General features: G+C 71.5%; 10 protein-coding genes. 6 read left to right on the forward strand and 4 right to left on the reverse strand.

The window, feature by feature from the left end; genetic code table 11:
- Positions 1-68: 68 nt before the first annotated feature.
- The 3 genes from J421_RS25675 (at position 69) to J421_RS25685 (ending at position 4,858) form a co-directional block, all read left to right on the forward strand.
- The gene (locus tag J421_RS25675) at positions 69-1,607 is read left to right on the forward strand and encodes an alpha-N-arabinofuranosidase (protein WP_025413982.1); all 1,539 of its coding nucleotides are present in this window, start codon (positions 69-71) and stop codon (positions 1,605-1,607) included.
- A 200-nt stretch (positions 1,608-1,807) separates the two neighbouring features.
- Positions 1,808-3,307, forward strand: coding sequence for an L-arabinose isomerase (araA, locus tag J421_RS25680; protein WP_025413983.1), 1,500 nt, complete (start codon positions 1,808-1,810; stop codon positions 3,305-3,307).
- A gap of 192 nt (positions 3,308-3,499) precedes the next feature.
- On the forward strand, positions 3,500-4,858 hold the full coding sequence (locus J421_RS25685; RefSeq protein WP_025413984.1) for a glycoside hydrolase family 27 protein: 1,359 nt from the start codon (positions 3,500-3,502) through the stop codon (positions 4,856-4,858).
- On the opposite strand, the gene J421_RS25690 is transcribed toward J421_RS25685, so the two are convergent.
- Genes J421_RS25690 through J421_RS25700 form a run of 3 tightly spaced genes read right to left on the reverse strand, consistent with a single transcriptional unit; the run spans position 4,800 to position 7,688 of the window.
- Positions 4,800-5,672, reverse strand: a complete 873-nt coding sequence (locus J421_RS25690; RefSeq protein ID WP_025413985.1) for a LytR/AlgR family response regulator transcription factor — start codon at positions 5,670-5,672, stop codon at positions 4,800-4,802. The genes J421_RS25685 and J421_RS25690 overlap by 59 nt on opposite strands.
- Entirely contained in the window at positions 5,669-6,964 is a 1,296-nt protein-coding gene (locus tag J421_RS25695; RefSeq protein WP_236646341.1) for a sensor histidine kinase, read from the reverse strand. The genes J421_RS25690 and J421_RS25695 overlap by 4 nt, the downstream gene beginning before the upstream one ends.
- Position 6,965: 1 nt before the next feature.
- Complete coding sequence (locus tag J421_RS25700) at positions 6,966-7,688, reverse strand: YceI family protein (protein ID WP_158508902.1); 723 nt, start codon at positions 7,686-7,688, stop codon at positions 6,966-6,968.
- Positions 7,689-8,168: 480 nt separating this feature from the next.
- On the opposite strand from J421_RS25700, the gene J421_RS25705 reads away from it, so the two are divergent.
- Positions 8,169-10,442 carry a TonB-dependent receptor domain-containing protein gene (locus J421_RS25705; protein WP_260525868.1) on the forward strand — a complete coding sequence of 758 codons (2,274 nt, stop codon included), beginning with the start codon at positions 8,169-8,171 and terminating at the stop codon, positions 10,440-10,442.
- Between the two features lie 186 nt (positions 10,443-10,628).
- Positions 10,629-11,489, forward strand: coding sequence for a DUF4097 family beta strand repeat-containing protein (locus J421_RS25715; RefSeq protein WP_025413989.1), 861 nt, complete (start codon positions 10,629-10,631; stop codon positions 11,487-11,489).
- Here the strand turns inward: J421_RS25715 and J421_RS25720 are convergent.
- On the reverse strand, positions 11,470-13,044 hold the full coding sequence (locus tag J421_RS25720) for a B12-binding domain-containing radical SAM protein (RefSeq protein WP_025413990.1): 1,575 nt from the start codon (positions 13,042-13,044) through the stop codon (positions 11,470-11,472). The genes J421_RS25715 and J421_RS25720 overlap by 20 nt on opposite strands.
- A 326-nt stretch (positions 13,045-13,370) precedes the next feature.
- Here J421_RS25720 and J421_RS34550 point away from each other — a divergent pair, with 326 nt between their 5' ends.
- On the forward strand, positions 13,371-13,790 hold the full coding sequence (locus J421_RS34550) for a type IV pilin protein (RefSeq protein ID WP_025413991.1): 420 nt from the start codon (positions 13,371-13,373) through the stop codon (positions 13,788-13,790).
- The last annotated feature ends 95 nt before the right edge of the window (positions 13,791-13,885 follow it).

Here is a 13,885-nt window from a genome sequence, read left to right on the forward strand (position 1 = left end):
GGCCCCCTCGCTTAACGTGGCCGGTGGGTCCGGTACGCGCCCCCTCCACCCTCGGCTCGCCTTTCCTCATGCGCGCACGCCTCCTCGCACTGCTCGCGTGCCTCGGCGCAGCGGTCGCCGCTCACGCCCAGACGCCCACGCAGCTCGTGCTGAACGCGGACCAGGGACGCGACACGATCAGCCGGCACATCTACGGCCAGTTCGCTGAGCACCTCGGCCGCCTGATCTACGACGGCGTCTGGACGCGGCGCGACAGCACGCAGCCGTGGCGCATGCGCGACGACGTGGTGCAGGCGCTGAAGCGCATCCAGGTGCCGAACATCCGCTGGCCGGGCGGCTGCTTCGCCGACACGTACCACTGGCGCGACGGCATCGGGCCGCGCGAGCAGCGGCCGAGCATCGTCAACACGAACTGGGGCGGCGTCACCGAGGACAACGGCATCGGCACGCACGAGTACCTGGCGCTCGCGAAAGCGTTAGGCGCCGAGCCGTATCTCGTCGGCAACCTCGGGAGCGGGACCGTGCAGGAGATGCACGACTGGTGGGAGTACGTGAACCATCCCGGCCACAGCCCGATGGCCGACCTGCGGCGGAAGAACGGCCAGGACGCGCCGTTCGAGGTGCGCTTCTGGGGCATGGGTAACGAGAGCTGGGGCTGCGGCGGCAACATGCGCCCGGAGTACTACGCCGATGAGCTGAAGCGCTACGCGAGCTTCCTCCCCGGCTACGGCCGCGTGCGCCCGTTCCGCATCGCCGTCGGTCCGTCGGACGCCGACTACAACTGGACCGAGGTCGTGATGCGCGACGCCGGTCGCATGATCGACGGCATCGACATGCACCACTACACGCTCGCCGGCTCGTGGGCGAACAAGGGCTCGGCGACGCAGTTCGACGAGGGCCAGTGGTTCCGGTCGATGCGCGGCGCGATGGCGACCGACGAGATGGTCACGCGGCACTCGGCCATCATGGACCGCTACGATCCGCGCAAGCGCGTCGCGCTCATCGTCGGCGAGTGGGGCACCTGGCACGACCCGGAGCCGGGGAGCCACCCGGGCTTCCTGTACCAGCAGAACACCATGCGCGACGCGGTCGTCGCCGCGGCGTCGCTCGACATCTTCAACCGGCACGCCGACCGCGTGCGCGGGGCGAACATCGCGCAGATGGTGAACGTGCTGCAGGCGATGATCCTCACGCAGGGCAGCCAGATGCTGCTCACGCCGACGTACCACGTGTTCGAGTTCTACACCGTGCACCACGACGCGCTGCTGCTGCCGATCGCGGTCACGAGCCGCGAGTGGTACAAGCTCGGCACCGACTCGGTGCCCGCGGTGAGCGCGTCGGCGTCGCGCGACCGGAACGGCGTGATGCACGTGACGATGAGCAACCTCGACCCGAGCCACGCGCACACCGTGACGCTCGACGTGCGCGGCGCGCGGGTGAGCGGCGTGAGTGGACGCATCCTCACCGCGCCCACGATGAACGCCTACAACACGTTCGAGCACCCCGACGCCGTGAAGCCGGCCCCGTTCACCGGCGCCCAGGTGGCCGACGGCCGGCTCACGGTCGCGCTGCCCGCGCACGCGGTGGTCGTGCTCGAGCTGAAGTGAGGACGAGCTAGTCTCACGCGGAGGCGCGGAGCACGCGGAGAACTGCCTCTTCGAACAGCAAAGAAGTGGGGATGAAAGGATCCGCAGGATCCTGGGATCCTTTCATCCTTTCATCCCCAGGTCTTTGCTGTTGATGTGCTCCCGCGTCTCCGCGGCTCCGCGCGAGACCTCGATAGGCACAGGTCACCGAGAACCCGAAAATGATCGATCTGCAGCACTACGAAGTGTGGCTCGCGACCGGAAGCCAGCACCTCTACGGCCCCGAGACGCTGGAGCGCGTGGCCGAGCACGCACGCGCGGTCGCCGCGGCGCTCGACGCCGCGCCGGCGATTCCCGTGCGCGTCGTGCACAAGCCGGTGCTGAAGTCGCCCGACGAGATCCACCGTCTGGTGCTGGAGGCGAACGCGGCTCCGGGCTGCGTGGGCATCGTCGCGTGGATGCACACGTTCTCGCCGGCGAAGATGTGGATCGGCGGTCTTCGCGCGCTCCAGAAGCCGCTCGCCCACCTGCACACGCAGTTCAATCGCGACCTGCCGTGGGCCGACATCGACATGGACTTCATGAACCTGAACCAGTCGGCGCACGGCGACCGCGAGTTCGGGTTCATCGGCGCGCGCATGCGGCTCGATCGCAAGGTGATCGTCGGGCACTGGGAGGCGCCGGACGTGCAGGCGTCGCTCGGCGCGTGGACGCGCGCGGCATGCGCGTGGCACGACGCGCAGGGCGCGCGGTTCGCGCGGTTCGGCGACAACATGCGCGAGGTCGCCGTCACCGAGGGCGACAAGGTCGCGGCCCAGCTCCGACTCGGCTACTCCGTGAACGGCTTCGGTGTGGGCGACCTCGCGCGGTACGTGACCGACGTCGCGGACGCGGACATCGACGCGGCGGTCGCGCAGTACGACGAGCAGTACGCGGTCGCGTCGTCGCTGCGCCGCGGCGGCGACCGGCACGACGCGCTGCGCGACGGCGCGCGCCTCGAGCTCGGCCTGCGCCGGTTCCTCGAGGCCGGGGGCTTCAAGGGCTTCACGACCACGTTCGAGGATCTGCACGGCCTCGCGCAGCTGCCCGGCCTCGGGCCGCAGCGGCTGATGGCCGAGGGCTACGGCTTCGCTGCGGAGGGCGACTGGAAGACCGCGGCGCTCGTGCGCGCGATGAAGGTCATGAGCGCCGGCCTCACGGGCGGCACGTCGTTCATGGAGGACTACACGTACCACCTCCATCCCGACGGCCAGAAGGTGCTTGGCGCGCACATGCTCGAGATCTGTCCGTCGATCGCCACGTCGAAGCCGTCGCTCGAGGTCCATCCGCTGTCCATCGGCGGCAAGGCGGATCCCGTGCGTCTCGTGTTCGACGCGAAGACGGGGCCCGCGGTGAACGCGTCCGTCGTCGAGATGGGCGACCGGTATCGCATGATCGTCAACGTGGTCGACGTCGTACCGACCGACGAGCCGCTGCCGAAGCTGCCCGTCGCGCGCGCGCTCTGGCGCCCGCGTCCGGACCTCGCCACGTCCGCCGCGGCGTGGATCTACGCCGGCGGCGCGCACCACACCGGGCTCAGCCTCGATCTCACGACCGAGCATCTCGCCGACTTCGCCGAGATGGCGGGAATGGAGCTGCTCGTGATCGACGAGGACACCACCGTGCGCGAGTTCAAGAAGGAGCTGCGGTGGAACGACGTGTACTACCGTCTGGCGCGCTGACGCCGACGCGCGCACGCCCGACTCCACGTTCTTCCGTCTTCAATTCGAGGAATCTCGAGAATTCAAGGAAAGCCTCTTCAGCGACGAACGGGATTCGTCGAATTCTCCCGATTCCTTGCATTGAAACCCGAAGCAGTGGAGTCCTGCCCGTCGGATGAACGACCTGATGGCATGATGAGACGAGCCTGCCCCGTGGCGCGCGCACTCCTGGTGGTCATCGCCCTCGTCGCGTCGGAGGCCGGCGCGCAGCGCGCGAGCCTCGCGCCGACGCCGCCGATGGGGTGGAACAGCTGGGACTCGTACGGCACGACGGTCACGGAGACGCAGGTGAAGGCACAGGCCGACGTGATGGCGCGCGATCTCGCGCCGTACGGCTGGCGCTACGTGACGGTCGACATCCAGTGGTATCAACCCACCGCGCGCGGGCACGACTACCAGCCCGGCGCGCGGCTCGCCATGGACGACTATGGGCGCCTCGTGCCGGCGCCTAACAAGTTCCCGTCGGGCTTCAGGTCCCTCGCGGACTACGTGCACGCGAAGGGGCTCAGGTTCGGCATCCACATCATGCGCGGCATCCCGCGCCAGGCCGTCGCGGCGAACACGCCGATCCTCGGCACGGCGTACCATGCGCGCGACGTCGCCGACACGACGAACCCGTGCCGCTGGAACCCCGACATGTGGGGCGTCGACGTCACGAAGCCCGGCGGGCAGGCGTACTACGACGCGATCGCCGCGCTCTACGCGTCGTGGGGCGTCGACTTCGTGAAGGCCGACGACATGGGAAGCCACGCGTTCCAGCCGTCGGAGATCGCCGCCCTGCGCCGCGCGCTCGACAGGACCGGCCACCCGATCGTGCTCAGCATCTCGCCCGGCCCCGCCCCGCTGGACCAGGCGGCGTTCTTCGCCGAGCACGCCGAGATGTGGCGCATCTCCGACGACTTCTGGGACGACTGGCGGCTCGTGCGCAAGCAGTTCGACTACGCGCGCGACTGGGCGCCGTCCGTCGGCGTGCGCCACACGTGGCCCGACGCCGACATGCTGCCGTTCGGCCGGCTGCGCCTCACCGATTCCGCGGGCCGCGGGTCGCCGAGCCGGCTCACGGCGGACGAGCAGCGCACCGTGATGACGCTGTGGAGCATCTTCCGCTCGCCGCTCGTCATGGGCGGCGACCTGCTCACGCTCGACGCGGCGACGCGCGCGCTGCTCACGAACCCCGAGGTGCTCGCCGTGAACCAGCACGGCCGGTCGCCGCGCCAGGTGCTCGACCAGGGCCGCGTGCGCGTGTGGCGGTCCACCGCGCCGAACGGGCGCGACGCGTACGTGGCCGTGTTCAATCTCGACACCGCGTCGCAGCGCATCGACCTGTCGTGGACGGACATCGGTCTCGCCGCGGGCCGACACCGCCTGCGCGACCTGTGGGCTCGGCGCGATGCGACGCCGGCGGAGCGGCTGCGCGTGGAGCTCGCGCCGCACGCCAGCGCGCTCTACCGCGTCACTTCGCGAGCCCCATGCGCCGCTCCAGCTCCTCGGACCGGCTGCGGCTCACCTTGAGCTGCAGCCCACCGCGCAGCTGCACCGTGTAGTCGCCGCTCGCGTTCCGCGTCAGCCCCTCGATGAGGTCGAGCCGCACGATGGCCGAGCGGTGCACGCGGAAGAATCGCTCCGGGTCGAGCCGATCCTCGAGCACCTGCATCTGCTCCCGGATGAGATACGTCCGCTCCGGCGTGTGGATCTCGACGTACGGGCCGCTCGCCGTGACGTACTGCACCTTCGCCACGGGCACCACGCGCACCTGCCCGCGGATCTCGACCGCGATGCGCTCGAGGTAGTCGGGCCGCGCCGGCGTCGCCGCGGGCGCCGCCGCGGGTGCGGGTGTCGCGACGTCGGCTTCCTCACGCAGCGGCGCGGCAGGCACCGGCGTCGCGCCGCCGCCCTGCACCGCCTGCAGCGCGGCGAGCAACTCGCCCGAGAGCCGGCGCAGCCGCTTCGACTCCACCGACTCGCGCGCGCGCTGGAACGCCTGCACGAACCGCTCGTCGTCGTACGGCTTCACGAGATAGTCGACCGCCGCGGCGTCGAACGCCTTCAGCGCGTACTGGTCGTAGGCCGTGACGAACACCGTCACCGGCATCGCGTCGGGCCCGATCTCGCGCACGACGTCGAGCCCCGTGCCGTCGGGCATCTGCACGTCGAGGAACACGACGTCGGGCGCGTGCGCGCGGATGGCCGCGACCGCCTCGGCGCCGCTCGTCGCGGTGCCGACGATCTCCACGCCCGACTCCTCGCCGAGCAGCTCGGCGACGCGGCGGCGGGCCAGCGGCTCGTCGTCGACGATGAGCACGCGCACCGCCCGCGGCGCGGTCATCCCCGCGCCGCGCTCTCCGCGCCGACTGCGCCCAGCGCGGCCGGCGTCGCGTCGTCGTCCACCGCGGCGACGCCCGCCGCGTGCAGGTCGGCGCGCGTGTGATACGGCAGCGTCAGCTCGGCCACCACGCCGCCGCCCGGCGCCGCCGTGAGCGTGAGCGTGTGCTCCGGGCCGTAGAGCTGCGTCAGCCGCTCGCGCGTGTTGCGCAGCCCCACGCCGCCCGGCCGCGCCAGCGCGTCGGCATCGTCGATCGCCGGCCCGTTGTCGCGCACCGACAGCACGACGTCGTCGCCCGCGCGGCGCACGGTCACCGCGACGCGCCCCACCGCGGCGTTAGGCAGCTTGCTCACCCCGTGCTTGATCGCGTTCTCGACGAGCGGCTGCAGCACGAGGTTCGGCACGAGCGCGTCGAGCGCCGCCGGATCCACGCTCGTGTCCACGTGGAGGCGTCCCTCGAAGCGGATCTCCATGATCTCGACGTACTGCCCGAGCACCGCGAGCTCCTGCGCGAGCGGCACCTCGGGCTCGGTCGACTCCTCCAGCGTGTGGCGGAGCAGCGCGCTCAGTCGCGCGATCATGCGCCGCACGCCGCGCGGGTCGCTGCCGACGAGCGACGAGACGGCGTTCAGCGTGTTGAACAGGAAGTGTGGGTCGAGCTGCGCGCGCAACGCGGCGAGCCGCGCCTCCGCGAGCTGCGCCTCGAGCCGCGCCGCCTCGGCCTGCAGCCGCGCGCGCTCCGCCTCCAGCTCCACCGCCTCGTCGTGGCGCTTCTGCAGCCGATGGAAGTAGTCGCGCGCGAAGCCCACCGCGAGCACCGCGAGATACACCACGAAGTCGTCGAGCCAGAACAGGCGCTTCAGCCCGAACAGCGGGTTGTACCCGAACGCGCGGTCGCGCGGCGAGAAGAACACCTCGAAGCGCAGGTACGAGACGACGATCTCCATCCCGATCGCGATAACGACGCCCACGCCGAGCAGCGCGAGGACGTTCGTGTGCCAGTGCCCGCGCTCGAAGGAGTAGCGGCGGCTGAGGCGGAAGATCGGACGCGTGAGCGCCGCCCACAGGTACGCGCCGGTGAACGCGAGCCCCACCGAGGCGGCCGGGAACACCGGCTTCAGGAAGCCGGCGCGCGGATCGAGCAGCTGCCCCACCGCGGTGAGCACCGCCATCGCCGTCCAGAACGCGAGGATCAGCGCGGGCTCCACCCACCACCGCGGCGCGGAGGTCGTCGTCTCGGCAGGGGCTGGAGTCGTCATCGCGCGGTACGCCGCCACGGAGAGGGTCGTGCGCACGTTACCGGCCCTGACCGGGAGCGGCAATCGCCGGCGCCGTCTCGGGCACGAAGCGGAAGTCGTACTCGAGCGTGATCGTGTCCGCGACGCTCAGCAGCACCGGCACCCGCGGCTGGTCGAGCGAGAAGTCCTTGAACGTGAACGCCGTCGTCGCGGTGCCCGTCACCGCGCCGCCCTCGGCGCGCGCCGTCACCTTCCACACCGTCGGCCGCGTCACGCCGCGCACCGTGAGGTCGGCGAGCAGCTCGAACGTCGCCGTGCCCGACGTCGGCAGCGTGCCGGTGCCGCCGCGGAACTCCGTCGGGACGAGCGTCGCCGTCGGGAACGAGTCGACCTGCAGCGTGCGGCGCTTCACGAAGCCGTCGCGGCGCGCCTGGTCGCTCGTGAGGTTCGTGAGCGTGACGACGATCCGCGAGCTGTCGCGCACCACCCGCCCCTGCGCATCGACGAACAGCCGGCCGGTGATCTCCTTCGTCGTGCCGATCGCGTCGTTGTCGAGATCGTGGCCCATGAGCCGCTCGCGCACGCGGTAGCGCGCCTCGTTGCCGTCGGCCGCGAGGACGAAGCGGCGCGGGGCCGCCGCGGCCGCCGCGGTCTTGCGCGCGGGAGCGCTCTTCTTCGTCTGCGCGTCGGCGCGGGTCGCGGTCAGCGCGAGGCCCGCGGTGAATGCCGTGGCGAGGGCGGTGAGGAGGCGCGCGCGGCCGGCGTGGGATCGGGTGCTCATGGCCATATCCGGTGGTGGGTGGGCGTCGTGGATCGGCTGCGAGGATAAGGAGGCGGCCCACCGGCACGGCATCCGTCGTGTCATGGGCTGCGACTCCATGTCACGAGGTGCAGGACCGGCGGCACGAGTCGCGACGCGGCCCCGGCGCCCCCGCGCCGCCCGGGCTCATGTCGCCCCGCCCGCAACTCGTGACGCCGCGCCGCAACTCGTGCCACCGACCGGTACACGCCGCCCCCCTCGGTCGTATGGTCCTCGAAGCACGACGCGACCGCATGACGCGACCGCACGACGCGGCGGCCCCTCCTTCCCGGCCGCGCGACACTCTCCGACACCGCCGGCCATGACCAGCCGCTCACGCACCACGTTCCTGATCCTCGCGGCTGCCGCCCTCCCCGGCGCGGCGCTCGCCCAGCCTTCCGGCCCGCCGCCGGGCGCGCCCGCCGGGCCCCGCGCGGCGCCGCGCCGCAGGCCGCCGGCCGCATCGCCGGCACCGTCGTCCACGCCGCCGGCGGCCAGCCGATCGCGGCGGCCGCGGTGTCGCTGCGCAGCATGCGCGACTCGGCGCTCGTCGGCGGCGGCTACTCGCGCGCCGACGGCACGTTCCGCATCGACGGTCTGCGGCCCGGTGTCTACACCGTACGCGTGCGCGCGATCGGCTTCGCGCCGCTCGTGAAGAGCGGCGTCGCCGTGACGGCCGCCGCGCCCGTGATGGACCTCGGCAAGCTGCCGCTCACCCCCGTCGCCGCCGAGCTGTCGAGCGTGACGGTCACCGCGCAGCAGGAGGCCGTGGCGCTCGCCCCCGACCGCAACAGCTACACGGTGAAGGACATGCCCGCCGCGTCGGGCGGCAGCGCGGTCGACGTGCTGCGCAACGTCCCCGCGGTCGAGGTGGACGGCGACAACAAGGTGAGCCTGCGCGGCAACGAGAACGTCGTCGTGCAGATCAACGGCCGCATCACGCCGATGCGCGGCGAGGCGCTGGGCAACTTCCTCGCGCAGCTCCCGGCGAACATGGTGAGCAAGGTCGAGGTGGTGCCGAACCCGTCGGCGAAGAACGATCCCGAAGGCATGGCCGGCATCGTCAACATCGTGCTGAAGGAGAACGCGGACCTCGGCCTGAGCGGCGGCGCCACGGTCGGCGGCGGCACCACGGGCCAGGTGAACCTGTCCGGCAACCTCGGCTACCAGGCCGGCCCGCTCACGCTGTTCGCGAACTACGGTTTCATGCGCGACGACCGCGAGCTCTCCGGCTTCACGAGCCGTCAGGGGCTCGCCAGCGGCCTGCTGCCGTTCCTCGAGAGCGACGCGACCGGCGCGTTCTCGCCGAAGTCGCACTCGCTGAACGCCAGCGCGGACTACAAGCTCGGCGCGCGCACCACGCTCTCGTCGACCCTCATCGGGAGCAAGCGCGATCTCACGCGCGAGAACGACAACGCGTACCGCGAGCTCGACGCCACGCGCGCGCTCACCGGCCGCTCGCTCCGCACGAGCATGCAGACCGGCGACGGCCTGATGGTCGACTACACGCTCGGCTTCCGCCGCACCGCGAAGCGCGCCGGTGACGGGCTCTCCGCCGAGTTCCGCGTGAACCGCTCGCGCGACGACGACGCCGTGCGCCTCGCCGACCAGACGCTGTCGACGACGGCCGGCGCCCCGGCCGGTGCCGCCGCCATCGAGACGAACGCGACCGGCGCGCTCACGCACAACTGGACGCTGCAGACCGACTTCACGCGCACGCTCGGCAGCCGCACGAAGCTGGAGACCGGGTACAAGGGCACGCTCCGCCAGCTCGAGAACGCGTACGACGTCGCGCAGTGGTCCGATGCGACGGCCTCGTTCGTCACCGACGCGGGTCGCAGCAACGCGTTCGACTACGACGAGCAGGTGCACGCCGCGTACGCCGTGCTGAGCCAGGGTATCGGCAAGTTCGACCTGCAGGGCGGCCTGCGCGCCGAGGCGGTGTCGACTCGGTTCGACCTCGCGACGACGAGCACGCGCTACGACAACGACTACCGCAGCCTGTACCCGAGCGCGATCGCGGCGTACAACCTCGACGACCGCCGGCAGCTGAAGGCGAGCTACTCGAAGCGCGTCACGCGCCCCGACACGCGTCAGCTCAACCCGTTCGGCATGCGCGAGGACGCGCTGAACGTCTTCCAGGGCAACCCGGCGCTGCAGCCCGAGTACACGCATGCGTTCGAGCTCGGCTACCAGCAGTCGTTCGGCAAGGGCACGGTGCAGGTGACGCCGTTCGCGCGCCACACGGTGAACGCGGTGCGCTTCATCCGCACGATCGACGACGCCGGCGTGTCGACGACGACGTTCCAGAACGTCGCCACGAGCGACTCCTACGGCGCCGACGTGAACGGCTCGCTGCGGCTCGGCCGCCTCACCGGCTTCGGCGGCGTCAGCGCGTTCAAGCAGGTGACCGACGGCAGCAACCTGAGCACCGACGTGTCGAACAGCGCGCTCGGCTGGTCGGCGCGCGGCAACGCGACGGTGAAGCTCACCCGCACGCTCGACGCGCAGGGCTTCCTGATGTACCGCGCGCCGATGACGACCGAGCAGGGCCGCATGTCGGCGATGACGATGACGAACCTCGCGCTCCGCCAGAAGCTGCGCGGCGACGCGGCGAGCGTGACGCTGCGCGTGATGGACCCGTTCAACACGATGAAGATGGGCTTCGTCACCGATGACGGGCGCTTCTACCAGACGTCGCAGCGGCAGTTCGGCGCGCGCGCGGGCTGTTCCTGAGCTTCAACTACGCGTTCGGCCGCCAGCCGCGCATCCGGCAGCGCGCCCCCGAGCAGCAGCAGGAGGCGCAGCCCACGCCGGACGGCCGCCTGCCGTAACAAACCCTCGGCGGGCGACCCGTGTCCCAGTGAGCATCGGCCGGCGCGAAACCGCGTCGGCCAAGCGCTCACCCCAGCCGGAGCCGCCATGCGCGTCCTCGTCACCCTCGCCACGGCCACCACCCTGCTCGTCGGCGCGCTGCCTGCCGCCGCGCAGCGCTTCTCGCGTGACCGCGACGTCGAGGGCAGCGAGACGTGCCGCGAGATCTGGCGCGAGTACGGCCGCATGATGAGCGGGCGGCCCGCCGCGGTGTACTGCGAGGTCCGCGACCTCGGCACGCGCGCCGCGCGCGGCACGCTCGACGTCGACGGCGGGGAGCGGCAGGGCGTGCTCGTGCGCGGCGGCTCGCGCAGCGACGTGCGCACGAGCCTCGTCATCCAGGCGCAGGGCCGCTCGGTGGACGACGCGCGTGAGCTCGCGCGCCGCGTCGCGGTGGACCTGTCGCGCACGCCGCTGCGCATCACCGGCATCACCGCCATGGACGAGCAGGACGACGACCACTTCGTCGGCGCGACGCTCGTCCTCGACACGCCGCGCGAGTCCGACCTCTCGCTGCGCGTCGGCTACGCGCCGCTCACCGTGAGGGACGTGCGCGGCCGCATGGACCTGCGCGCGGACCACGGCCCGCTGCAGATCAGCAACGTCGGCGGCGACGTGCGCGCGCGCGTGGAGTACGGCCCGCTCTCCGTCGACCTCGACTCGCCGCGGTGGAACGGCACGCGGCTCGACGCCGAGTCGGCGTACGGGCCCGTGACGCTGACCGTGCCGCGCAGCTTCGCCGGCGACCTGGAGATCGGCAGCGAGCACGGGCCGTTCAGCAGCGACCTCCCGCTGTCGGTGACGCACCTCGACGACTCGCCGGTCCGCACGCGACTCGGCGGCGGCGGGCCGCCGGTGCACGCGGTCGCGCGCTACGGGCCGATGTCGCTCAGGACGCGAGACCGGTAGCCGGCGCTCCGCTGATCGCCGTCGGGCCCGTCCGCTCGGTGGCGAGGTACGCGTTCTGGTCGTGCATGAGAGCGCCGGCGGGGAGGTGGGCCCAGAACGGCCCCAGGTCGCGCCGCACGCGCTCCGCGTAGAACGCCGGCAGCTCCGTGCTCTCCCCCTCGAAGAAGCGCCGCATCGACCGGTCGGTGTCCAGGAGGCCGCGCACCTCGCGGTAGTAGCGGTTCCGGCCCGCGCCTTCGCTGGACACCGCGCGGACGACGTTCATCGCGCGCGGGATCAGCTCGCGGTTCGCCGCGAAGCGGCGCACGATCGCGCGGCGCGAGAACGCGTACGCCGTCAGGTCGACGACGCGGTCGTAGAACGCGGGCCACGCGTAGTGTTTCGGCCGCACGTTCATCGCCCGCGAGTTGTTCAGGAAGTGGTGCGGGAACGGCAGCACGCGTCCGTCGCGCTGGAGATCCAGGTTGAGCGGCGCGGCGCGGCCGAACGCCGACAGCAGCGAGAACCCGGGAAACGCGCCCGGCACGAGGTCGAGGAACCGCTTCGTGAGCTCGAACGGCTCGTCTCCCTCGTCGGTGTCGAGGCCGAGCACGAAGTTCGTCTGCACGTACGGCACGTGGCGCAGCACCATGTTCACGTGGTCGGCCACCTGCCGCACCTTGTCCATCCCCGACGCGCGCCCCGTGCGCGACTTGTTGCCGAGCGAGTACCAGGACTCCACGCCGGGGAGGAGCGCCTTGAAGCCGTTGCGCGCGAGCCGACGCATGCGCTCCTCCGACAGCAGCGACAGGCTGCTCTCGGCGATGAAGTCGACGCGCCCGGGCGGCACCGCCTCCTCGATGGCGCCTAACGTCTCGTCGAAGCGCACGCCGAAGTTCGGATCGTGCCACGCGACGTGCGGGCGGCGGAACTTGGTGAGCAGGAAGCGGAGGTCGTCGCGCAGCACCTCCACCGGGAACGGCTGATGCGCGACCGTCGAGTCGATGCAGAAGCTGCACGTGTAGGGGCAGCCGAGGCTGGAGAGCATCGGCACGATCTTGATCGTCGGCGCCTTCGCGAGCGTCGGCTCGATGAAGCGCCAGCGCTCGCGCACCCCCGGGAGATTCACGACCTGCCGCGCCGCGCCGATCTGCACGCCGAGGGGACGGTGCGGCGCGCACTCGGCCAGCGCATCGCGGACGATCGTCTCGTCGGTGAAGCCGAAGACGTAGTCGAAGTAATTGCGCGCGTCCTCGGGGTAGCAGCGCGCGTGCGGGCCGCCCAACCCGGTGACCGTGCCCTGGCGGCGATAGCGCTCGCTGATCGCGTACGCGAGCTGCGCCGCCTGGCTGAACGCGCTGACGAACAGGAAATCGAGGCCGGCCGGCAGCTCGGCCGAGAGGTCCTCGAACCCCGTATAGCACACGAACCGCACATCGTGTCCGGCCGCCTCGCACCACACGCCTAACGCCTGCGGCATGAGGCTGGCCAGGTTCGCGTTCATGATCCGCCCGTACAGCGCGGTGGCGGGGCCGTTCGTGACTAGGTCGAGAATGCCGACGCGCAACCGACGCATGGTGCCGCTCCGATCAGGGGAGGAGGGCGAGGCGAGCAGGCCGGCATGATACGGGGAATCCCCCGGCCCGGCAAGGACGGCGGCCGCCTAACGGCCCGCCGCGCATCGGTCGCCCTCGCGGTCTGCGAGAAAGTCTCGCACGGTGCGGCGGTCGCGGGAATCGCGGGGGACTCCCCGCCGCACGCCTAACGCGTTGCCGCCGTGCGGCTTCCGCGCGAACGACACCGACCGGCACGCAGGCTGCCTTGGAGTCCGGTGCCTCGCAGCGAGAGGACGAGGCGTACGACCCTCCGCATCCCCTCCCCGTCGAACCCACCGAGGTCCCCATGATGTCGCAGAACACGAACCGCAAGGGCTTCACGCTGATCGAGCTTCTGATCGTCGTCGTCATCATCGGCATCCTCGCCGCGATCGCGATCCCGAAGTTCTCGTCGACGAAGGAGAAGGCCTACATGGCCACGATGAAGGCGGACCTGAAGAACCTCACGAACGTGCAGGAGGCCTTCTACTCCGACTCCGGCCGCTACGCGAAGCAGAGCGAGCTGACGGGCAACTACCTGTGGAACCTGAGCCAGAACAACACCGTGATCGGCGTCGACGGCGACGCGACGGGCTGGTCGGCCAGCCTGAAGAACGCCGCCGTGAAGTCGGTCACGAGCTGCAACATCTTCGCGGGCGGCCCGACGGGCGCCGCGGCGACGAACAAGGGCTCGGCCACGGCCGACGGCGCGCCGATCTGTAAGTAAGTCGCGGACGCTGGTCCGCATTCGAGGGGGACGGCGCGAACGAGCGCCGTCCCCCTCGTCCGTTCCGGCGGCTGGCGTTAGGCGCGCAGCGCGGC

The organism is Gemmatirosa kalamazoonensis (genome assembly GCF_000522985.1).
Lineage (GTDB): Bacteria > Gemmatimonadota > Gemmatimonadetes > Gemmatimonadales > Gemmatimonadaceae > Gemmatirosa > Gemmatirosa kalamazoonensis.